This is a genomic window from Jiangella ureilytica (genome assembly GCF_004348545.1).
GTDB classification, from domain to species: Bacteria; Actinomycetota; Actinomycetes; order Jiangellales; family Jiangellaceae; genus Jiangella; species Jiangella ureilytica.
In genome coordinates this window covers 1-21,198 of the sequence record NZ_SMKL01000078.1, presented here as the reverse complement: position 1 = coordinate 21,198, position 21,198 = coordinate 1, and the positions used below count along the sequence as shown (strand labels likewise).

Annotated in this window: 18 protein-coding genes; 12 read left to right on the top strand and 6 right to left on the bottom strand. The window is 72.2% G+C overall.

What is annotated here, in order from left to right:
• The first annotated feature begins 198 nt into the window (after positions 1-198).
• From E1212_RS24795 to hemW, 3 genes are all read left to right on the top strand, one after another.
• On the top strand, positions 199-1,347 hold the full coding sequence (locus E1212_RS24795) for a glycosyltransferase (RefSeq protein ID WP_203417181.1): 1,149 nt from the start codon (positions 199-201) through the stop codon (positions 1,345-1,347).
• 121 nt (positions 1,348-1,468) lie between these two features.
• Positions 1,469-3,238, top strand: coding sequence for an AMP-dependent synthetase/ligase (locus tag E1212_RS24790; RefSeq protein ID WP_203417180.1), 1,770 nt, complete (start codon positions 1,469-1,471; stop codon positions 3,236-3,238).
• 57 nt (positions 3,239-3,295) lie between these two features.
• Positions 3,296-4,522 (top strand): radical SAM family heme chaperone HemW, encoded by a 1,227-nt coding sequence (hemW, locus tag E1212_RS24785; RefSeq protein ID WP_131987458.1) that lies wholly within the window; start codon positions 3,296-3,298, stop codon positions 4,520-4,522.
• Between the two features lie 139 nt (positions 4,523-4,661).
• Here hemW and E1212_RS24780 read toward each other — a convergent pair whose 3' ends face one another.
• The 3 genes from E1212_RS24780 to E1212_RS24770 all read right to left on the bottom strand — a co-directional run bounded on the left by E1212_RS24780 (position 4,662) and on the right by E1212_RS24770 (position 7,861).
• Positions 4,662-5,501 carry a DUF3097 domain-containing protein gene (locus E1212_RS24780; protein WP_131987456.1) on the bottom strand — a complete coding sequence of 280 codons (840 nt, stop codon included), beginning with the start codon at positions 5,499-5,501 and terminating at the stop codon, positions 4,662-4,664.
• A gap of 119 nt (positions 5,502-5,620) precedes the next feature.
• Complete coding sequence (locus tag E1212_RS24775; RefSeq protein ID WP_131987454.1) at positions 5,621-7,120, bottom strand: MFS transporter; 1,500 nt, start codon at positions 7,118-7,120, stop codon at positions 5,621-5,623.
• A 93-nt stretch (positions 7,121-7,213) separates the two neighbouring features.
• Positions 7,214-7,861, bottom strand: coding sequence for a TetR/AcrR family transcriptional regulator (locus E1212_RS24770; protein WP_203417179.1), 648 nt, complete (start codon positions 7,859-7,861; stop codon positions 7,214-7,216).
• 1,118 nt (positions 7,862-8,979) lie between these two features.
• On the opposite strand from E1212_RS24770, the gene hrcA reads away from it, so the two are divergent.
• Genes hrcA through E1212_RS24755 form a run of 3 tightly spaced genes read left to right on the top strand, consistent with a single transcriptional unit; the run spans position 8,980 to position 11,888 of the window.
• Positions 8,980-10,002, top strand: a complete 1,023-nt coding sequence (gene hrcA / locus E1212_RS24765) for a heat-inducible transcriptional repressor HrcA (RefSeq protein WP_238992474.1) — start codon at positions 8,980-8,982, stop codon at positions 10,000-10,002.
• A gap of 12 nt (positions 10,003-10,014) precedes the next feature.
• Positions 10,015-11,154, top strand: coding sequence for a molecular chaperone DnaJ (gene dnaJ / locus E1212_RS24760; protein WP_131987448.1), 1,140 nt, complete (start codon positions 10,015-10,017; stop codon positions 11,152-11,154).
• 8 nt (positions 11,155-11,162) lie between these two features.
• The gene (locus E1212_RS24755) at positions 11,163-11,888 is read left to right on the top strand and encodes a 16S rRNA (uracil(1498)-N(3))-methyltransferase (RefSeq protein ID WP_203417178.1); all 726 of its coding nucleotides are present in this window, start codon (positions 11,163-11,165) and stop codon (positions 11,886-11,888) included.
• A gap of 6 nt (positions 11,889-11,894) precedes the next feature.
• Here the strand turns inward: E1212_RS24755 and E1212_RS24750 are convergent, their stop codons facing one another.
• The 3 genes from E1212_RS24750 to E1212_RS24740 all read right to left on the bottom strand — a co-directional run bounded on the left by E1212_RS24750 (position 11,895) and on the right by E1212_RS24740 (position 14,641).
• On the bottom strand, positions 11,895-12,950 hold the full coding sequence (locus E1212_RS24750) for a Gmad2 immunoglobulin-like domain-containing protein (RefSeq protein WP_162605617.1): 1,056 nt from the start codon (positions 12,948-12,950) through the stop codon (positions 11,895-11,897).
• A gap of 10 nt (positions 12,951-12,960) precedes the next feature.
• Positions 12,961-13,473 (bottom strand): SigE family RNA polymerase sigma factor, encoded by a 513-nt coding sequence (locus E1212_RS24745; RefSeq protein WP_131987444.1) that lies wholly within the window; start codon positions 13,471-13,473, stop codon positions 12,961-12,963.
• Positions 13,474-13,576: 103 nt separating this feature from the next.
• Positions 13,577-14,641 carry an LCP family protein gene (locus E1212_RS24740; RefSeq protein ID WP_162605616.1) on the bottom strand — a complete coding sequence of 355 codons (1,065 nt, stop codon included), beginning with the start codon at positions 14,639-14,641 and terminating at the stop codon, positions 13,577-13,579.
• Positions 14,642-14,818: 177 nt separating this feature from the next.
• On the opposite strand from E1212_RS24740, the gene E1212_RS24735 reads away from it, so the two are divergent.
• From E1212_RS24735 to E1212_RS24710, 6 genes are all read left to right on the top strand, one after another.
• Positions 14,819-15,166: a histidine triad nucleotide-binding protein gene (locus E1212_RS24735; RefSeq protein WP_238992473.1), complete on the top strand. Its 348-nt coding sequence runs from the start codon at positions 14,819-14,821 to the stop codon at positions 15,164-15,166.
• Positions 15,167-15,280: 114 nt separating this feature from the next.
• Positions 15,281-16,315, top strand: a complete 1,035-nt coding sequence (locus tag E1212_RS24730) for a PhoH family protein (RefSeq protein ID WP_131987439.1) — start codon at positions 15,281-15,283, stop codon at positions 16,313-16,315.
• Entirely contained in the window at positions 16,312-16,776 is a 465-nt protein-coding gene (gene ybeY / locus E1212_RS24725; RefSeq protein WP_131987437.1) for an rRNA maturation RNase YbeY, read from the top strand. The genes E1212_RS24730 and ybeY overlap by 4 nt, the downstream gene beginning before the upstream one ends.
• Positions 16,776-18,155 (top strand): hemolysin family protein, encoded by a 1,380-nt coding sequence (locus E1212_RS24720; RefSeq protein WP_131987435.1) that lies wholly within the window; start codon positions 16,776-16,778, stop codon positions 18,153-18,155. The genes ybeY and E1212_RS24720 overlap by 1 nt, the downstream gene beginning before the upstream one ends.
• A complete protein-coding gene (locus E1212_RS24715) occupies positions 18,152-18,508 on the top strand; it encodes a cytidine deaminase (RefSeq protein WP_131987433.1) in 357 nt (118 codons plus the stop codon). The genes E1212_RS24720 and E1212_RS24715 overlap by 4 nt, the downstream gene beginning before the upstream one ends.
• 121 nt (positions 18,509-18,629) lie before the next feature.
• On the top strand, positions 18,630-20,798 hold the full coding sequence (locus E1212_RS24710; protein WP_131987431.1) for a zinc ribbon domain-containing protein: 2,169 nt from the start codon (positions 18,630-18,632) through the stop codon (positions 20,796-20,798).
• Positions 20,799-21,198: the final 400 nt, after the last annotated feature.

Here is a 21,198-nt window from a genome sequence, read left to right as displayed (position 1 = left end):
TCTTCCGAGATCCGGGCCCGCTCGGCAGAGGATTTCTTGATCGTGATCAACGGCGTTTCGAGCCGTCCGCCCATTGCCGCAATCCGTGAATGCGGATGTGACGAACCGTGAAGACGGGGCGAAAGCGGACGCTGGAATTCACCCTCTGGTCACGTCGGCGTCGCCTCGGGTCTGATCCGGGGCGACAGAGTGACGGCCGTGCGCATCCTTCAGGCTGCCAACTTCGTCGCGCCGCACTCCGGCGGGATCCGGACGATGATGCGGCACCTCGCCGACGGCTACGCCGCCGCCGGGCACGAGGTCGTGGCGGTGGTGCCGGGGGAGCGCAACGCCACCCGGGCGACGTCGTACGGCCGCGTCATCGAGATCGCCGCGCCGACCATCCCGTCCACCGGCGGGTACCGGCTGATCACCAAGTGGCGCATCGTCGAGGACCTCCTCGCCGTCGTGGCGCCCGACCGCGTCGAGGTGTCCGACCGCCTCACGCTGGCCCGCATCGGGCAGTGGGCCGCGCGCCGCAAGGTGGCGTCGGCCGTCTTCTCGCACGAGCGTCTGGACGCGCTGCTGCAGTTCCACCTGGGCCGTGCGGTGCCGACCAAGCAGATCGCCGACCACTGGAACCGCAAGCTGGCCGCGTCGTTCGACACCGTCGTCTGCACCACCCAGTGGGCGGCCGAGGAGTTCGTCCGGCTGGGCGTCGAGAACCTCGCGCACGTGCCGCTGGGCATCGACCTCGAGACCTTCCACCCCCGGCGGCGGGACCTGCGGCTGCGTGCCGAGCTGGCACGCGGGGCCGACGTGCTGATCGTCACCGCCGTGCGGCTGTCGCCGGAGAAGCGCCCCGACCTGCTGGTCCCGATGGTCGAGGAGCTGGTGAAGCGCGGCGCCAGCGTGCGCATGGTCGTGTGCGGCGACGGCTCCGTGCGCGACATGGTCGCCGAGCAGGCCGAGGGCAACCCCGTCACCATGGCCGGCTTCGTCACCGATCGCGCGCAGCTGGCCTCGGTGCTGGCCAGCGCCGACGTCGTCGTCGCGCCGGGGCCGTACGAGACGTTCGGGCTGGCGGCGCTCGAGGCGATGGCCTGCGGCACCCCGGTCGTCGCGAGCGACCGCGGCGCGCTGCCGGAACTGGTCGTCGGCGAGTCCGGGCGGACGGCGCCGTCGGACCCCGTGGCCATGGCCGAGGCCGTGCTGGAAGTGGCCGCCGCAGGCCCCGTGGCGAGGCGGGCGGCGCGCCGCCGGGCCCAGGATTTCTCCTGGTCGGATACCGTTGAGGGGATGCTTGCGGTGCACGGTCTGCAAACCGGTGCACGGCGGAGACTGTCGCTGGAAGCTACCAGGTCGTAACCTTCCTCCACCTGGCCGGTTCCGGCGGGTCCCGTCAAGGGCGATTGGGAGGAAGCGCATGGGTCTGGGCACCACTGACAAGGCTGACCTCGTCGCGGTGCGGCCGGCTTCGGTCGGCAGGATGTTCCTCGACCGAGTCGAGGCCACGCCGAGCCGTGAGGCCTACCGCTATCCCGACGGCGGCGGCTGGTCGTCGCTCACGTGGGACGAGACCAAGGATCGCGTCTGGGTCATCGCGGCAGGCCTTCTCGACCTCGGCATCGAGCACGAGCAGCGGGTGGCGCTGGCGTCGTCGACCCGCATCGAGTGGATCCTCGCCGACCTCGCCATCAACGTCATCGGCGCGGCCACCACCACCGTCTATCCGACCACCACCCCTGAGGACGTCGCGTACATCCTCGGCGACTCCGACACCCGCGTCGTCTTCGCCGAGAACGCCGAGCAGGTGGCCAAGGTCGTCGAGCACCGCGAGAAGCTCCCGCAGCTGACGCGCGTCGTCGTCTTCGACGGCCACGGCGTCGACCGCCATGACGGGTTCGTCCTCAGTCTCACCGAGCTCGAGGAGCGCGGCCGCGCCGCCCTGGCCGAGCGGCCCGACGCCGTCGACGACGCCCTGGTCGCCGTCGGCCCCGAGACGCTGGCCACGCTCATCTACACCTCCGGCACCACCGGGCGGCCCAAGGGCGTCCGGCTGGTCAACGACAACTGGGTGTACGAGGGCGTCGCCGTCGACGCGTTCAAGATCCTTTCCGTCGACGACGTCCAGTACCTCTGGCTGCCGCTGTCGCACTCGTTCGGCAAGGCGCTCGAGGCGATCCAGCTGCGCATCGGCTTCGCCACCGCCGTCGACGGCAACCTCGACAACATCGTCGAGGGCCTGGGCGCGGTGAAGCCGACGTTCATGGCCGGCGCACCGCGCATCTTCGAGAAGGTGCGCGCCCGGGTCATCACCGGCGTCGAGAACGAGGGCGGCGTCAAGGCGAAGATCTTCGCGTGGGCCTTCGGCGTGGGCGCCAAGGTGTCGACGCTGCGCCAGCAAGGCAAGGAGCCCACCGGCCTGCTGAAGTTCCAGTACGGCCTCGCCGACCGGCTGGTCTTCCACAAGATCAAGGCCAGGCTGGGCGGCAACATCCGGTTCTTCGTCAGCGGCGCGGCCGCGCTGTCGCGCGACGTCGCCGAGTGGTTCCACGCCGCCGGCATGCTCATCCTCGAGGGCTACGGCCTCACCGAGACCAGCGCGGCGTCGTTCGTCAACATGCCCTACGACTGCCGCTTCGGCACCGTCGGCCCGCCGGCGCCCGGCACGCAGGTGAAGATCGCCGACGACGGCGAGATCCTGCTGAAGGGCCCGGGCGTCATGCGCGGGTATCACAAGCTTCCTGACGTCACCGCCGAGGTGCTCGACGCCGACGGCTGGTTCAGCACCGGCGACATCGGCGAGGTCGTCGACGGCTACCTGCGCGTCACCGACCGCAAGAAGGACCTCATCAAGACCTCCGGCGGCAAGTACGTCGCGCCGCAGGAGATCGAGATCATCTTCAAGGCGGTCAGCCCGCACGCCAGCCAGATCGTCGTGCACGGCGACACCCGCAACTACTGCGTCGCGCTCATCACGCTCGACCCCGACGCCATCACCGAGTGGGCCCAGCACCACGACCTCGGCGGCCGGTCGTACGAGGACCTCACCCGGGCCCCTGAGGTACGGGCGCTGGTGCAGGGCCAGATCGACCAGCTCAACGCCCGGCTCGAGCGCTGGGAGACGATCAAGAAGTTCGAGATCCTGCCGCACGACCTCACCATCGAGAGCGGCGACCTCACGCCCAGCCTCAAGGTGAAGCGCAAGGCCGTCGAGAAGAAGTACATGGACGTCCTCGACCGGATGTACGCCTGACGACGACGGCGCCGGCCGCGGTTTCGCTCCGGAGCCGTCGGGCGGGGACAATGGGACGTGCCTTCCACCCTGCCCGACGGCTCGCCCGCGCCGGCTGACGGCTCGCTGCCGGCCGCCGCGCTCGACGGCGTCGGCACCCGGCCGTTCAGCGTGTACCTGCACGTCCCGTTCTGCACCACCCGCTGCGGCTACTGCGACTTCAACACCTACACCGCGTCCGAGCTGGGGACGGAGCCGGGCGCGTCGCGCTCGTCGTGGGCCGACGGCGCCATCGCGGAGCTGCGGCTGGCGCGGCGGGTGCTCGGCGACGCGGACGTCCCGGTGTCGACGGTGTTCGTCGGGGGCGGCACGCCCACACTGCTGCCGCCCGCCGACCTCGGCACGGTGCTGCGCTTCATCGACGACGAGTTCGGCCTGGTGCCCGGCGCGGAGGTCACCACCGAGGCCAACCCGGAGTCCGTCGACGCCCGGTCGCTCGGCGAGCTGCGGGCGGCGGGCTTCACCCGCGTCTCCGTCGGCATGCAGAGCGCCCGGCCGCACGTCCTGGCCGTCCTCGACCGCGTGCACACGCCCGGCCGGCCGTCCGAGGTCGTCGCCGAGGCGAGGCGGGCCGGGTTCGAGCACGTCAGCGTCGACCTCATCTACGGCACGCCGGGCGAGACGCTCGACGACTGGCGGGCCAGCGTCACGACCGCCGTCGAGGCCGGGCCCGACCACGTCAGCGCCTACGCGCTCATCGTCGAGCCCGGCACCCGGCTGGCGGCGAGGATGTCGCGCGGCGAGCTGTCGCTCCCGGACGACGACGACCAGGCCGACAAGTACGTGCTGGCCGACTCGCTGCTGGCCGACGCCGGGTTCGGCTGGTACGAGCTGTCCAACTGGGCGACGACGCCATCGGGGCGGTGCGCGCACAACGAGCTGTACTGGACCGGCGCCGACTGGTGGGGTGCCGGGCCGGGGGCGCACAGCCACGTCGGCGGAACCCGCTGGTGGAACGTCAAACACCCGGCGGCCTGGGCGGCGCGGCTGGCGGCGGGGGAGAGTCCGGCGTACGCGCGCGAGATCCTCGACGACGAGACGCGGCGGGTCGAGCGGGTGTTGCTCGAGGTCCGGCTGGCGGCCGGCCTCGACCTCTCCGTGCTCGACGACGGCGGCAGGGCTGCGGCCGCGCGGGCGGTCGCCGACGGCCTGGCATCGCCGACGGCGTTCGAGGCCGGTCGTCTCGTGCTCACGCAGAGCGGCCGGCTGCTCGCCGACGCCGTCGTCCGCGACCTCCTCCCATAGGGCCGGCCGACGCGGCGAGCGACCACACGGGTCGAGGGGCGGGGATGCCGGCCAGGGGTAGGCTCGGGCGTCCGAGCGAGGAACGAGCGAGGCGGGCGGGGGACGGCATTCCCGCCCCTCGGCCAACTCGACCCGGCGCTCAGGCCGAGCCCGGCTCGGTCACGAAGTCGATGAGCTCCTCGACCCGGCCGAGGAAGGCGGGCTCGAGGTCGGTGTAGGTCGTGACCTTGCCGAGGATGTGCGCCCACGCCTCCCAGGTCTCGCCGCGCCAGCCGAGCCGCTGGAGCACGCCCTCCTTCCAGGGCTCGCCCTTCGGCACGTGCGGCCAGGCCTTCAGCCCGAGCACCGCCGGGCGGACCGCCTGCCAGACGTCGATGTAGGGATGCCCGACGATCAGCACGTGGTCGGCGTGCGGGCCTTCGGTGACGGAGGCGGCCAGCCGGGACTCCTTGCTGCCGGTGACCAGGTGGTCGAGCATGACGCCGAGGCGTCGCCCGGGGTCGGGCGAGAACTCGGCGACGACGGCGGCGAGGTCGTCGGCGCCGCCCAGCTCCTCGACGACGACGCCCTCGACGCGCAGGTCGTGGCCCCAGACCTTCTCGACCAACTCGGCGTCGTGCTTGCCCTCGACGTAGATGCGGCTCTCGCGCGCGGTGCGGGCCTTGTGGTCCAGCACGGCGACCGAGCCCGACGCCGACACCATGCGGCCGGACTTCGCAGGCGCCGTCGGGCGAACCAGCTCGACCGGCTTGCCGTCGATCCAGAAGCCGGGGCCGAGCGGGAAGCCGCGGCGCTGGCCGTGCCGGTCCTCGAGGATGACGCCGTGCTTGTCGACCTCGACGACGGCGCCGACGAACCCCGTCTGCACGTCCTCGACGACGATCCCCGGCTCGGCCGGCTCCCTGGTGCTGACCGGGCGCTTCGGGTGCGGGGAGCTCGCGAGGACGTCGCGGCCGTAGCGGTCGTTGAAGGGGCTCACGAGTCGCGACGCTAGCCGCTCACCGCCGGGGTCCGTGGCAGCGACACGAATCGGACATGGCAGGGGCCCCGTCGCCGGACGACGGGGCCCCAGTCTTGCGGTCGGCGTGGGTGCGCCGGTCAGTGGATCATGACCGGAGCGGCCTCACCCTCGCCGTCGAGCTCGTCGAACGCGGCCTCCTCGGTCTCTGGGGTCGCGTTCACGAGGAAGAACGCGATGGCCGCGGAGATGACCAGGATGCCCACGGCCCACCAGATGGCGGTGGTGTAGCCGTCGACCATGCCCTGCAGCTGCACCAGCTCGAGCGGGGTGGACCCGCCGGCGTGCGCGGTGATGTAGGACGTGGTGGCGGTGGCCGCGATGGTGTTCAGCAGCGCCGTGCCGATGGCGCCACCGACCTGCTGCGACGTGTTGATCATCGCGGAGGCGATGCCGGAGTCGCGCGGCTCGACGCCGTAGGTGGCCAGGCTCATGGCCGGCATGAAGGTCGTGCCCAGGCCGAGGCCGAGCAGGATCATCGCCGGCAGCAGCAGCCCGGCGTACGAGCTGTCGATGGTCATCTGTGTGAGCAGCAGCATGCCGACGGCGGCGACCAGCAGGCCCGGCGTCATGAGGTAGCGCGCCGGGACGCGGGTCATCAGCCGGGCGCCCAGCTGGGTCGAGCCGATGACCATGCCGGCCACCATGGGCAGGAACGCCACGCCGGAGCGGATCGGGCTGTAGCCCTTGACCACCTGCAGGTAGTAGGTGAGGAAGAGGAACAGACCGAACATCGCGATGACCGCCAGGCCGAGCGCGAGGTAGACCCCGCCGCGGTTGCGCTCGAGCACGACGCGCAGTGGCAGCAGCGGCGCCTTGACCTTCCGCTCCACCAGCACGAACGCGGCCAGCAGGACGACGGTCAGGACGAACATCGAGACGGTGCCGGCCTCGCTCCAGCCCTCGGTCTCCGCACGCGTGAAGCCGTAGACCAGCGTCACTAGGCCCAGCGTGCCCAGCACGGTGCCGGGGAGGTCGAGCGGCGAGCGGTTGCGGGTGCCGTCGGGCTCGTGCACCGAGGTGACCGCGCCCACGAACGCGAACGCGGCGATCGGGATGTTGACGAAGAACACCCAGCGCCAGTCGAGGTACTCGGTGAGGATGCCGCCGAGGATCAGGCCGAGCGCCGCGCCGCCACCGGCGATGGCGCCGAAGATGCCGAACGCGCGGGCCCGCTCCTTGCCGTCGGTGAACATGACGGCGAGCAGCGACAGCGCTGCCGGGGCCAGCAGCGCGCCGAAGGCGCCCTGCAGCGCGCGGGAGGCGAACATCATGGCCTCGTTGACAGCCGCGCCACCCAGGGCGGACGCGCCGGCGAAGCCGATCAGGCCGGTGAGGAAGGTGTTCTTGCGGCCCCACATGTCCGCGACCCGGCCGCCGAGCAGCAGCAGGCTGCCGAAGGCCAGCGCGTAGGCCGTGATGACCCACTGCCGGTTGGCGTCGGAGATGCCGAGGTCGGCCTGTGCCGACGGGAGCGCGATGTTCACGATGGTGGCGTCGAGCACCACCATCAGCTGGGCGATGGCGATGAACGCCAGAGCCCGCCAGCGCCTGGGATCAGGCTGGTGTGTTTCAGGCATGACGAGGGTCCAATCAATGCGTGTGAAGGCGTGGTTCGGTGAGGGTCGGGTCGGAATCGACGGCCGGCTGGGGGCTTGCGGGACGACGACCGGTTACGTCGTCGTCTCCAAGTCCTCGAACGTGACCGCCGTGCCGCTCAGCTCCGAGCGGGCGGGGGCGCGCAGGCCGTCAAGGAAGAGCTGGAGGTGCCGGTGCATGAAGCGCTCGACCTGGGCGCACGCGGTGCCGGCGACGGGACGGGTCAGCTGGGTGATCGCGACCATGAGATCACCGAGGCCGACGTCGGGCCGGAGCTCGCCCGACTCGCGCGCGTTGTCCATCAGGCGGGTGACCGCCGCCTCGAGCCGGAGCCGGGCGTCGACCACCTGCGGGTCGTTCTTGTCGAAACCTTCGAACAGCAGCGAACAGAGCGCGCCGACCCGCTCGTCGGCGGCGCGGTGGACGAAACGTCGAAGCGCCTCGAAGGCGTCGGCCTCTTCGTCGAGGGCGGCCTGGGCCTGCTCGGTGATGCGTGCCATGGAATAGGACGCGACGACGAGAATGAGTTCCTGCCGGTCGGCGAAGTGCCGGTACAGCGTGGCGTTGCCCACGCCCGCGCGGTGTGCGATGGCGTCGAGTGGCACGGACGGGCCGTGCTCGACGAACGCCTCGCGCGCCGCGGCGATGATGCGCTCACGGTTGCGGGTGGCGTCGACGCGAGCCGGCTGTGCCCTGCGCTCGGCTGTCGCCATGCCGCCCATGATTCCCCTTTCGAGTCGTCCGGTGAAACGGGGACTCGATCCCCGTTTCGCGAACCGGGGAGTTGGTCCCCGGTTCAAGCTGTCCTGAGCTGAAACGGGGAAGGCATCCCCGGTTATTTCCCGCTGCGGATGTGACGTGAGTCACATCATGGGGAAGAGGCTCGCTTCGCAACCTACGCGGCTGCACTGACAATGTCGGTGCGCTTGGGTGCGCTTGGGTGCGCTTGGGTGCGCTTGGGTGCGCTTGGTGCGCTTGGGTGCGCGGGGTGCGCGGGGTGCGCCGGGGTGCGCTTGGGTGCGCTTGGGTGTGCGGGGTGCGCGCGGTGCGGGTTCGTCGGAGTGCGCCGTGCGCCCGGGTGCGCGGGGTGCGCGCGGTGCGGGTTCGTCGGAGTGCGCGGGGTGCCCGCGGGGTGCCCGGTGCCCGCGGTGCGGTTTCGTCGGAGTGCGCCGTGCCGGGGTGCGCCGTGCGCCGTGCGCCGGATTGGGCTGGGCTCCCCCGTCCCCCTGCTGCCCATTCTCTTAGCCGCGGGCACCCGCCTCAAGCGGACCGACGGCGCTTCGCGCGGAGGGACCGCTTGACCCGGGTCCCCGCGGCCTAAGAACGGGCAGCTATCAGGGGGACGGGGGGAGTCTGGCGACGGGCACGGGGGTCGGTTGGCCTGCTGGTGTCCACGTGCTGAGATATTTCGGCGTTGGCGGGGCCATCACGAGGTTCTCTGCCGCTTCACCAGGCATGCATGCCTGGTGAAGCGGCAGAAGGCCTGGTGATGTAGCGGATCGCCGATGATCATCGCGGTGCACAGCCCGGCGAACCGGGCGAAACGGGCACGTGAACCGGCGAAGCGTGCCCAGGGTCTCCCCGTTCTTAGGCCCCGGGTGCCCGGGTCAAGCCGAAGCCCCGCAAGCACAGCGGCGAGGTGACCCCAGAGGGCGCCGGCTTGAGGCGGGTGCCCGGGGTCAAGAGAATGGGCAGCAAGGGGGACGGGGAGCCCACCTCAAACCCCGGCCAACTCAGCAAACCCCGGCCGACCTGCGGCGAAAGACGGGAGGGGTCCGGAGCACATAGAATTGGCACTTGGAAGGGCCGAGTGCCAGAGTGCGACGGGAGGTGTGCCCGGTTGTCCGTCGATGACCGTAAGCTCGACGTCCTGCGGGCGATCGTCGAGGACTATGTCGCCACTCAGGAGCCGGTGGGGTCGAAGGCCCTGGTCGACCGGCACCACCTGGGCGTGTCCCCGGCCACGATCCGCAACGACATGGCCGCGCTCGAGGACGAGGGCTACATCGCCCAGCCGCACACCAGCGCCGGCCGGGTGCCCACCGACAAGGGGTATCGGCTGTTCGTCGACCGCCTGTCGACGGTGAAGCCGCTCTCGGCCCCCGAGAGGCGGGCCATCCAGACGTTCCTCGACGGCGCGGTCGACCTCGACGACGTCGTGTCGCGGACGGTGCGGCTGCTGGCGCAGCTGACCCGGCAGGCCGCCGTCGTGCAGTACCCGTCGCTCAGCCGGTCCACGGTGCGTCACGTCGAGCTCGTCATGCTGGCCCCGGCGCGGGTGCTGGTCGTGCTCATCACCGACACCGGCCGGGTCGAGCAGCGCGTCGTCGACCTGCCCGCCGACGCCGACGACGCCCTGGTGGGCGAGCTGCGCGCCCGTATCAACGCACTCGCCGTCGGGCAGGACTTCGCCTCGGTCGAGGCCCGGGTCACCGAGCTCACCGAGCGGTTCGGCCCCGAGGACCGCGCCACCGTCGCCGCCGTCACCGCCACCCTGCTCAGCACGCTCATCGAGCGGCACGAGGAACGGGTCGCCGTCGCCGGCACCGGCAACCTCGCCCGCTACGGGCAGGAGTTCGACCACGAGCTCGAACCGCTGCTGTCCGCGCTCGAGGAGCAGGTCGTGCTGCTCCGCCTGCTCGGCGAGGCCACCAGCCCCTCCCCGGTCCGGGTCCGCATCGGCAGCGAGAACGCCCAGAGCGGGCTGCTGGCCACGTCGGTCGTCACCTCGGGCTACGGGCCGGGCGAACTGGCGCTGGCTAGCATGGGGGTCGTCGGGCCGACACGGATGGACTATCCGGGGACGATCGCGGCGGTCGGCGCCGTTGCACGTTATGTCAGCAAGATTCTCAAGGCTCACTAGGGAAGACACAGGGTGCCCACCACCGACTACTACGAAGTCCTCGGCGTGCCGAAGAACGCCTCCAGCGAGGAGATCAAGAAGGCGTACCGCCGGCTCGCCAGGCAACTGCACCCGGACGTCAACCCCGACCCCGCCACGCAGGAGCGGTTCAAAGAGGTCGTCACGGCCTACGAGGTCCTGAACGACCCCCGCAAGCGCGAGATGTACGACCTCGGCGGCGACCCGCTCTCCAGCGGCGGCGGCGCGGGCGGCAACTTCGGCGGCGCGTTCTCGTTCACCGACATCATGGACGCGTTCTTCGGCGGCAGCAGTGCCCGCGGGCCGCGCAGCCGGGTCCGCCGCGGCCAGGACGCCCTGGTGCAGTTGAAGATCGAGCTGTCCGACGCCGTCTTCGGCGCCACCAAGGAGCTGCAGGTCGACACCGCCGTCGTGTGCGAGGTCTGCCACGGCGAGGGCACCGCCAAGGGCGCGACCCGCGTCACCTGCCCCACCTGCCAGGGGCAGGGCGAGGTCAGTCAGGTGCAGCGCTCGTTCCTCGGCCAGGTCATGACGACGCGGCCGTGCCCGGCCTGCCAGGGCTTCGGCACCGTCAACCCCAACCCGTGCGTCGAGTGCTCCGGCGACGGCCGCATCCGCACGCGCCGCACGCTCACCATCAAGATCCCCGCGGGTGTCGACCACGGCACCCGCATCCAGCTGACCGGCCAGGGCGAGGTCGGCCCCGGCGGCGGCCCGGCCGGCGACCTCTACGTCGAGCTGGCGGTCACGCCGCACCCGGTGTTCAGCCGTAACGGCGACAACCTGCAGTGCACGCTGCAGCTGCCCATGACGGCGGCCGCGCTCGGCACCACGGTCGAGCTCGAGACGTTCGACGGGCCCACGACGGTCGAGGTGCGCCCCGGCGTCCAGCACGGCGAGGTCATCAAGCTCGCCGCCCGCGGCGTCCCGAAGCTGCGCGGCACCGGCCGCGGCGACCTCCTCATCCACGTCGAGGTGCAGACCCCCACCAGGCTCGACGCCCGGCAAGAGGAGCTGCTGCGCGAGCTGGCCGGCCTACGCAACGAGGAGCGGGTGCAGGGTCCCGGCGGCGTGGGCGGCCACGGCAACTTCTTCACCCGCATCCGCGACGCCTTCAAGGAAGGTCTCAACTGACCGCACCGGTGTTCCTCGCCGACGCCGCGGCCCTGCGTGCGTCGGACGTCGTCGTCCTCGACGGCGACGAGGGCCGGCACGCCGCCGTCGTCCGCCGCATCACGCCCGGTGAGACGGTCGAGCTCACCGACGGCGCCGGGCAGCTGGCCCGCTGCGTCGTCGTCGCGGCGTCGAAGCAGGGCTTGACCTGCGAGGTCCGGGAACGCGTCGACGTGCCGGAGCCGCGGCCGCGCGTCGTCGTCGCCCAGGCCATCCCCAAGGGCGACCGCGGCGAGACCGCCGTCGAGACCCTCACCGAAGTCGGCGTCGACGAGATCCTGCCGTGGTCGGCGCAGCGGTGCATGGTCCGATGGACGGGCGAGCGCGGCGACAAGGCGCTGCGCCGCTGGCGGTCCACGGCGCGCGAGGCCGGCAAGCAGGCCCGCCGCGCCTGGCTGCCGGTCGTCGGCGACGCGGTGCCGACGGCGGCGCTCGCCTCGCGGGCGGGCACGGCGGCTCTCGCCGTCGTGTTGCACGAAGAGGCCACCGAGCCGCTCGGCGCACTCGATCTCCCGGCCGACGGCGACATCGTGCTGGTCGTGGGCCCCGAGGGCGGCGTGGCGCCGGACGAGCTGGCCCAGCTGAGCGCCGCCGGCGCCGTCGCCGCCCGGCTGGGCCCGACGGTCCTGCGCACCTCGACCGCCGGCACGGTCGCCGCCGGTGTCGTGCTCGCGAGGACCGCTCGCTGGGCCTGAGCCGGCCTACTCGACGGTGAACGTCCGGCTGTCGCTCGTGGGCGGCCGGCCTTCACCGCCGGACGGGTCGTCCTCGCTCATGACCAGCTCGTACGTTCCGGGCTCGAGGTCGCCAAGCTGCAGGTCGAACGGGGCGAAGGTGCAGCACTCCGTCGTGGACGTGTTGCCCGAGTCGACCACCTCGCCGTCGCGGCGCAGCTCCCACAGCACGTTGGCCTCGAACGCCGCGGCCTCGCCCTGGACGTCCACCGGGCCGGACACCGTCGCGCCCTCGCCCGGCTCGTTGATCTGCACGAGCTGCCGGACCTCGAGCGGGTCGGCCCGGCCGACGGGCTCGGCGGCGTCCACGGCGTCGAACAGCCGCTCCACCGGTGCGCCGTCGACGGTGATGCGCACCGGCAGCGAGCCGTCCAGACCGGCGTTCGCGGCGGCGGCCGTCGCCGTGTAGACCAGTTGCTGCAAGGCCAGGTCGGCGGAATCCGTGGCGTCGAGCGACGGCGTTCCCGTCAGGTCGACGCCGATGAAGCCCTCGCCCACCTCGCCCGCCACCACCTCGGCGCCCGGGGCCCACAGCGTCGCGTAGTCCGGGTCGGCAGGCGGGGCCGCCAGCATCTCGTGCACGGCGGCCGCGATGGGCGACAGCGACGTCTCGACGGTGTGGAACTCGCGGGTGAGCCGCAGCCCGTCGCCGGAATCGGCCGCGTAGTACACCGGCACGGTCAGCGTCTGGACGGGCGGCGTGGTGTCCGCGGGCGGCGTCGTCGCCGGCGGGGGAGTCGTGGGTGTCTCGCTCGCCGGAGACGACGAGGTCGTGGTGGCCACGGGGGTGTCGTCGTCGCTGCCGTTGAGGGCGATCGCGCCACCCACGAGCACGGCCGCGGCCAGGCCCGTGGCCCCCGCGAGGCCGATCACCACCGGTCGTCGCCAGATCGGGACCACCGCCGTCCTCCTTCTGATCCGGGCCAGGCCGTCGGGACCCGGCTCCACTCGTTCGGCCGCGCGTTCGAGGGCGTCGTGCAGCCGCCGCTCCTCGGGCGTCCAGTTCTCCTCGGGCGTGTTCACGGCTGCCTCCTCACGACCACTCCGCCATGGCATCGCGCAGGCCGGCCAGGCCGCGCGACGCATGGCTCTTGACGGCGCCATTGCTGATCTTCATCGCGCTCGCGATCTCCGACTCCGACAGCCCGCCGTAGTAGCGCAGCACCAGGGCCTCGCGCTGCCGGTCGGGCAGCCCGCGCAGGGCCGCGACGACGGCGTCCGCGGCGGCGCCGCCGACGGCGACCTGCTCGGCGCTGGGCGCGTGGCCAGGCGGTTCCTCGGGGTGGCGGGCCGCGACGCCGCGGCGACGGTGGACGCTGCGGCAGCCGTGCACGACGGACGTGCGCAGGTAGGCGACGGCGGCGGCGGGGTCGCGCAGCCGGCGCCAGCGCCGGTGCAGGGCGACGAACGCGTCCTGGACGACCTCTTCCGCGACGGCCTCGCTGACCTGCAGCAGCGTGGCCATTCGGACCAGTCGGACGTAGTGGGCCGCGTAGAGGTCCGTGATGGCCTCGTCGGCCGCGGACGCCGTCCTGTCCTGCACCACATACCCCTACTGACGCGTTGCGCCCGGTCCTGGTTTACCGGATCGCGCGCCCACCGTAGGGGATCGGGCCGGCGATCTTCAGCAGAACGCCGTCAGAACCCGGTCACCGGACGTCGGCGCCGGTGACGAGGTCGGGGTTGGCGGACAGGAAGGCGTCCATGTCGTCCGCGGCGAGCGCGGCCCACAGCTGGTTCGCCCGCTCCTCGTCGTAGACGACGATGCTCTGCGCGCCGGCCATGCCGGTGCCGTCGGTGGGCACCGTCAGGAACGTCATGTCGTCGGCGCGCAGATCGCGCATGGACAGGGCGAGGTCGACCATGCCGAATGCGCTGAGCTCCTCGTCGACGCGGGCCGCCTGTCCGACGGCGCCGGCGATGCCGTTGACCTTGCCGGGGTCGGTGAGCGTGCCGGACGAGATCATCTCGTTCATCAGCGCGCGGATGAAGTTCTGCTGCCGCTTGACCCGGTCGAAGTCGCCGCCGGGGAGGTCCTTGCGGTCGCGGACGTACTGCAGCGCCTGCTCCCCGGTGAGGGTGTGGGTGCCCGGCGGGAGCGGGTCGTCGGAGTCGGCGAGCGGGGTCTCCTCGTCGAACGTGAGCGTGACGCCGCCCAGCTCGTCGGTGAGTGCCTCGAACCCGTTCCAGTCGATCAGCGCCAAGTGGTCGACGCGGATGCCGGTGAGCTCCTCGAGGGTCTGGACGAACAGCGCCGGGCCGCCGAAGGAGTAGGCGGCGTTGATCTTGTTGCGGCCGTGGCCCGGGATGTCGATCCAGGTGTCGCGGGGAATCGAGACCAGGTAGCCGCGATCGCGGCTCTCGGGGAAGTGCGCCAGCATGATGGTGTCGGTGCGGGCCGCGCCGGGCTCGTACACGTCGACCTTGTCGGCGCCGTCCAGGCCGCCCAGCAGGAACGTGATGCTGTCGCCGGGCAGCTCGGCCGGGCGTGCGGTCTCGGGGATGTCGAAGGCGTCGGGGATGCGCTCGATGTTCGATGACAGCCGGTTCACGAAGTAGAACGCGACGCCGGCCACGGCGAGCACGAGCACCAGCAGCGTCGCCAGGGTACCGATCAGGATGCGGCGGTTGCGGCGGCGCCTGCGCGACCGGTCGTCCGGTGCGGGCGCGGGCGCGGCGGACGGGTCGGGCTGCTCGTCGGGCGGGTTCGGCATGGCTCCAGAGGGTACGGTCAGGCGGCGACGGCACAGGTGAGGACACCCCGCCGCGGTGGTCCTTCCTCCTGGATGACGCCCGGCGGGCGGGTGCGGTTGCATCGACGACGGCGACGGCGTCACCTCCGTGTCGCCCCGGTGCCCTACGATCCCTGCTACCCGAACACCGGAGGCACCGTGAGCGCAGACGCCGACTGCCTGTTCTGCAAGATCGCCGGCGGGCAGATCCCGGCCGACGTCGTGCGCGAGTCCGAGCACACGCTGGCATTCCGCGACATCTCGCCGCAGGCGCCGACACATGTCCTCGTGATCCCGCGCGAGCACCACCGCGACGTCGCGTCGCTCGCCGCTGCCGCGCCCGGCACGCTGGCCGAACTGGTCCGCGAGGCCGCCGCCGTCGCCGCCGGCGAGGGAATCGAGGCGTACCGGCTGGTGTTCAACACAGGGTCCGAGGCCGGTCAGTCGGTGTTCCACGTCCATGGGCACGTCCTCGGCGGGCGGGCCATGACCTGGCCGCCCGGCTGAGCCGGACGACGTATTCGGAATGACTTGTCGGCCCTCGCGGGTAGCATTCAAGGCATCAGTGAACGGCGTCACCGAGACGGGAAGTAGGCGTGACGGGCCCAGCGGGGGCCGCCCATGACGAAGACAGATCAGGCCGACCAGCAGGCCGCCCAGCACACCATCGTCGTCCCGACGAGCATCTCCATGGTGAGCCTGCTCGGTTCCGGTGACGAGCTCATCAAGGTCGTCGAGACGTCGTTCCCCGGCGTCGACATCCACGTGCGCGGCAACCAGATCACCATGACCGGCCGGCCGGGCGACATCGCCGAGGCCGAGGGCGTCATCGACGAGATGGTGGCGGTGCTGCGCACCGGTCAGGGCATGACCCCCGAAGCGGTCGAGCGCACCGTGTCCATGCTGCGTGCCCGCACCGGCGAGCGCCCGGCCGAGGTGCTCACGGCCAACATCCTCTCCAACCGCGGCCGCACCATCCGCCCGAAGACGCTGAACCAGAAGCGCTACGTCGACGCCATCGACAAGCACACGGTCATCTTCGGCATCGGCCCGGCGGGCACGGGCAAGACGTACCTGGCCGTCGCCAAGGCCGTGCAGGCGCTGCAGGCCAAGCAGGTCAGCCGCATCCTGCTCACCCGCCCGGCCATCGAGGCGGGCGAGCGGCTGGGGTTCCTGCCCGGCACGCTGTCGGAGAAGATCGACCCCTACCTCCGCCCGCTGTACGACGCGCTGCACGACATGATGGACCCGGCCTCGATCCCGCGGCTCATGACCGAGGGCACCATCGAGGTCGCGCCGCTGGCGTACATGCGCGGCCGCACGCTCAACGACGCGTTCGTCATCCTCGACGAGGCGCAGAACACGTCGGCCGAGCAGATGAAGATGTTCCTCACGCGGCTCGGCTTCGGCTCCAAGATGGTCATCACCGGCGACGTCACCCAGGTCGACCTCCCGGCCGGCACCACCAGCGGGCTGCGTGTGGTCGAGGGCATCCTCGACGGCATCGACGACGTCCACTTCTGCCGCCTCAGCAGCCGCGACGTCGTGCGGCACCGGCTCGTGGGCGAGATCGTCGAGGCGTACACCCGCTACGACGCCGCGCAGGAGGCGGCAGGGGGCAACGGGCGCTCGCGCGTCCCCGGCCGGCGCCCGTGACCATCGAGGTCAACAACGAGTCCGGCGCCGAGGTCGACGAGAAGACGCTGTCCGACCTCGCCCGGTTCGTCCTCGACCACCAGCGCATCCACCCGCTGGCCGAGCTGGCCATCCTGCTGGTCGACACCGGCACCATGGAACAGCTGCACGTGCAGTGGATGGACGAGCCCGGACCCACCGACGTGCTGTCGTTCCCCATGGACGAGCTGCGGCCCACCCCTGACGACGCCGAGCCCGAGCCCGGGCTGCTCGGCGACGTCGTGCTCTGCCCCGACGTCGCCGCCACCCAGGCCAAGGCCGCCGGTCACAGCACCGAGGACGAGCTGCAGCTGCTGACCGCGCACGGCATCCTGCACCTGCTCGGCTACGATCACGCCGAGCCGGAAGAGGAGAAGGAGATGTTCGGGCTGCAGAAACAGCTGCTGACCGACTGGCGGAACGCCCGGGGAGGCGCCCGCTGATGTTCGCCTCACCGCTGCCCGCGTCACCGCTGTCCGCCGCGCCGTCGCTGGCCGCCGACACCGCCACCACCGCGGGTGGGGCGTCCACCGTCTGGCTGCTGGTGTCGGCGGCCGTGCTGGTCATCGTCGCCATGCTGTTCGCGATGTCCGAGGCGGCGCTGTCCAGCATCTCGCGCACCCGCGCCGAAGAGCTGCAGCGCGCCGGGCGCCGCGGGTCGGCCGCGCTGGTGCGGGCCGCATCGGACCCCGTCCCCGCGCTGAACACCGCCCTGCTGGTGCGCATGGCCTGCGAGGTCGCCGCCGTCGTCATGGTCGCGGTGGTGTGCGAGGAGTACTTCGACCTCTGGTGGCAGACAGTGCTCGTCGCCGCCGGCAGCATGGTCGTCGTCTCGTTCGTCGTCATCGGCGTCGCGCCGCGCACGCTGGGCCGCCAGCACGCCGAAGGCATCGCGCTCGCCTTCGCCGGCCTGCTCATCGGCATCACCCGGGTCCTCGGGCCCATCCCGAAGCTGCTCATCATGCTGGGCAACGCGCTCACCCCGGGCAAGGGCTTCCGCGAAGGGCCGTTCGCGACTGAGGCCGAACTGCGCGAGTTGGTCGATCTCGCCGAAGCCGGGCGCATCATCGAGTCCGGCGAGCGGCAGATGATCCACTCCGTCTTCGAGCTCGGCGACACCGTCGTCCGCGAGGTCATGGTGCCGCGCACCGACGTCGTGTTCATCGAGGCCGGCAAGACACTGCGGCAGTTCCAGTCGCTGGCGCTGCGCAGCGGGTTCAGCCGCATCCCGGCGGTCGGCCCCGGCGGGCTCGACGACATCTTCGGCATCGCCTACCTCAAGGACGTCGCTCGCCGGCTCTACGACAACCGCGACGCCGAGTCCGTCGAGCGCATCGAGTCCGTGCTCCGCCCGGCGTTCTTCGTCCCCGACTCCAAGCCCGCCGACGACCTCCTGCGCGAGATGCAGGCCCAGCGCATCCACGTCGCCGTCGTCGTCGACGAGTATGGCGGCACCGCCGGCCTGGTCACCATCGAGGACATCCTCGAAGAGATCGTCGGCGAGATCACCGACGAGTACGACTCCGACGAGGACGGCGTCGAGACCCTCGACGACGGCGTGGTCAGGGTCAGCTCGCGGCTGCACATCGACGACCTCGGCGAGCTGTTCGGGCTGGAGCTGTCCGACGACGACGTCGACACCGTCGGCGGGCTCATGGCCAAGCAGCTGGGCCGGGTGCCCATCGCCGGCGCCGAGGTCGACGTCGCGGGGCTGCGCCTGGTCGCCGAGGGACCGTCGGGCCGGCGCAACCGCATCGGAACCGTTCGGGTGAGCCGGCTCGTTCAGGTCAGCGACACCGAGCCGCACGAGGAGCATGCGTGAGCGACGCACTCGACCCCGCCGTACTCGACGCCGAGGACGCCAAGATCCTCACCCTGGCCCGGTCCGCGCGGGTCCGCACCGGTGCCGCCGGCGGGGCCGCCGTCCGCGACACCGACGGCCGCACGTACGCCGCGGCCGACGTCACGCTCCCGTCGCTCCGGCTCACCGCGTTGCAGCTGGCCGTCGCCTCGGCGGTGTCCAGCGGCGCGACGGGGCTCGAGGCTGCGGCCGTCGTCACGGGCGCCGCCCCGCACGAGGTCGACGTGGTCGTAGTGTCGGATCTGGGCGGACCGGGTATACCGGTTTACGTCGCCGGCCCCGACGGCACGCCGGTCTCGGCGCTGCGTTCGTAGCCATCGGCATCCGAGTGCGCTAACGTGCGGCCGATCGAGTCCGGGGCACACCAGGCGCTCACGGAGTCCGGCGCTGCCCGCGCGTGACCCTCCGAAGCGACCGACCGAGACGGAGAGACGAATGAACTTCTGCAGTAACTGCGGGGCGCCGGCCACCGGCTCGGCCTTCTGCGGCAACTGCGGCTCGCCCATGGCGGCGACCGCGGAAGCCGGGGCGGGCCGGACCCAGGCCGGAGCGCCACCGTCCGGGCAGCCGGGGACGCGGCAGAGCGGCCCGATCGGCGCCGGCACGCCCGGCGCCGGCACGCCCGGCGCAGCGGGGCGCGGCACCAACCCCTTCGCGGACATCCCGGCACTCGACTACGTCCGCGACATCGTCGCCCTCGTGCTCCTGCTGGTCTCGTTCGGCATGCCGTGGGACCTCTCCGACACGGTGACGGGCAAGGTCTACGTCATCCTCGTGACGCTGCTGTCCGTCATCTCCCTGGCGCTGCCGTACCTGCAGCGCGGAGGCGTGCTGCCGGGCTCGTGGGGCACCGCGGAGCTTCGGCTGGCCAGGCTCGCGGCCAACGCGCCCTACGTCGTGGTCGTGCTGATCACCCTGATCCTCGGCTACGTCGGCGAGAACGGCGGCGACGGTGTCGGCGTCGGCCTCATGTTCGGCCTGGCCGGCGCGCTGCTGGCCGCCCAGGGCCGCCAGGCCGAGCAGACCCCGTCCGACGGCGGCGACGGCGCCCTGTGGCGGTGGATCGCGCTGGGCATCGGCGCGCTGTTCGCGCTGCTGACCGTCATCAGCCTGGTCACCTTCCTCACCGACGACGCCGACGTGCTCGAGTGGGAGCAGGTCACCTACCTCGTCGTCTCGATGCTGTTCTTCCTGGCACTGGCTGCGCTGCCGCTGTGGGGCGTGTTCCGCGGCGACGCCGCCTGGCGCGACGTGCTCGTGCTGCTCGGCATCACGGCGCTGTTCGTTGGCGTCTGGCAGCTCGGCGCCGACGGCACCATGGCCGACGCGTGGAGCCTCAGCACGTTCGGCCCACAGCTCATCCTGATCCCGGCCATCGCCGTCGCGGCGGCCGCGCCGGGCCTGCGGACGCGGTACACGCACCAGACCGGCGCCGCCTACTGGCCGGCCGTCAGCGTCCGGGCACTCGAACTCGTCATGCTGACCGCCGCTGCCGGGGTCGTGTTCTACATCCTGCAGATCATCGGCACCGACGTGGGCCGCGGCATCTCCATCGTCGTCCTGGTGCTCATGCTGGTCCTGGTGCTCGCCGCACTGGTCGGCCGCAACGCGCTGGTCCGCGACGGCAACGCCGGCCGGGCCATCGCGGTCGTCGTGGGCGGGGTGTTCATCCTCCTGGGCATCGTCATCGCCGCCATCCTCGGCGCCGCCGACGAGACCGTCATCGCGATCGCCGACGCCACCATCCTCAGCGTGCTCTGGGTGTTCGGCCTCGCACTGTTCCTGATGCTCACGGTGCCGTCGTCGGTGCGCTCCGAGTACGGCCCCATCGGCGCCAACCAGCTCAGCCTCAGCAGCGTGCTGCCCGGCAACGGCCCCGGCGACTCGTCGGAGCCGGAGCGGGCCGAGCGACCGGCCGGCGCGGGCGTGGCCGCCGGTGCCGCCGCCGCGGCCACCGGCGCGGCCGCCACCCGGGCCGCTGAGTCGAAGGCCGACGCCAAGGCCCGCGAGGACGCCGCGCGGTCCGACGCCGCGCGGTCCGACGCCGCCAAGGCCGAGGCCGACGCGAAGGCGCGGGTCGACGAGTCGCACGCCGCGGCCGACGCCCGGTTCGCCGAGGCCAGGGCCGACGCCGACGCAGCGAAGGCCGACGGCGACGTGCCGGCCAGCCCCGCCGTCCCGGCCGACGAAGTGAGGACGGCCACCGACGCCCCGGCCGGCGGGTCCGGCACGGGCAACGGCACGGCCGCGACCCCGTCCGGCCGCATCGGCGGCGACGGCCCCGGCCCGATCAGCGGCCTGGCCGCCGACGACACCGCGGCCGACGACACCGCGACCCGGGTCGACCAGCCGCGGGTCGAGCCGGCCACCCGCGTCGACCAGCCGCCGGTCACCGACGCACCGGGCACGTCCGGCTTCGACGCCCGCACCGCGCTCGACCCCAACACGCCGCTGCAGGTCCTGGCCGACATCGCCGCCCAGGAGCCGGGGCTGCGCAAGTACGTCGCCGCCAACCCGTCGACCTATCCGGAGCTGCTGACCTGGCTGAGCCAGCTCGGCGACCCCGAGGTCGACGAGGCGCTGCGCCGTCGCAGCAGCCGCTGAAGTCACAGCGACACCGACGCCGGCCGGGGCTCACCCTCGGCCGGCGTCGTTCTGTCTCCGCCGCGGTGACGCCCGGCTCGCGGTGACGCCCGGCTCGCGGTGACGCCCGGCTCGCGGTGACGCCCGGCTCGCGGTGACGCCCGGCTCGCGGTGACGCCCGGCTCGCGGTGACGCCCGGCTCGCGGTGATGCCCGGCTCGCGGTGACGCCCGGCTCGCGGTGACGCCCGGCTCGCGGTGACGCCCGGCCCCCAGGGACTTCACTGCCGTCGGTCGTCTTCACTACCGTCGGTTGTCTTCACTACCGCCAGCCGTCCTCTGAGCGCCGACCGCCGGGCAGAAGACGGGCCGTGGTAGTGAAGACGGGCCGGGGTGGTGGAGACGGGCCGGGGTGGTGGAGAC

What these genes read in the sequence shown, in the direction of transcription:
- E1212_RS24790 (WP_203417180.1), top strand. Translation starts at nt 1,469, where the DNA reads ATGTTCCTCGACCGAGTCGAGGCCACGCCGAGCCGTGAGGCCTACCGC.
- E1212_RS24775 (WP_131987454.1), bottom strand. Translation starts at nt 7,120, where the DNA reads ATGCCTGAAACACACCAGCCTGATCCCAGGCGCTGGCGGGCTCTGGCG.
- E1212_RS24770 (WP_203417179.1), bottom strand. Translation starts at nt 7,861, where the DNA reads ATGGGCGGCATGGCGACAGCCGAGCGCAGGGCACAGCCGGCTCGCGTC.
- E1212_RS24740 (WP_162605616.1), bottom strand. Translation starts at nt 14,641, where the DNA reads ATGCCGAACCCGCCCGACGAGCAGCCCGACCCGTCCGCCGCGCCCGCG.
- E1212_RS24730 (WP_131987439.1), top strand. Translation starts at nt 15,281, where the DNA reads ATGACGAAGACAGATCAGGCCGACCAGCAGGCCGCCCAGCACACCATC.
- E1212_RS24720 (WP_131987435.1), top strand. Translation starts at nt 16,776, where the DNA reads ATGTTCGCCTCACCGCTGCCCGCGTCACCGCTGTCCGCCGCGCCGTCG.
- E1212_RS24710 (WP_131987431.1), top strand. Translation starts at nt 18,630, where the DNA reads ATGAACTTCTGCAGTAACTGCGGGGCGCCGGCCACCGGCTCGGCCTTC.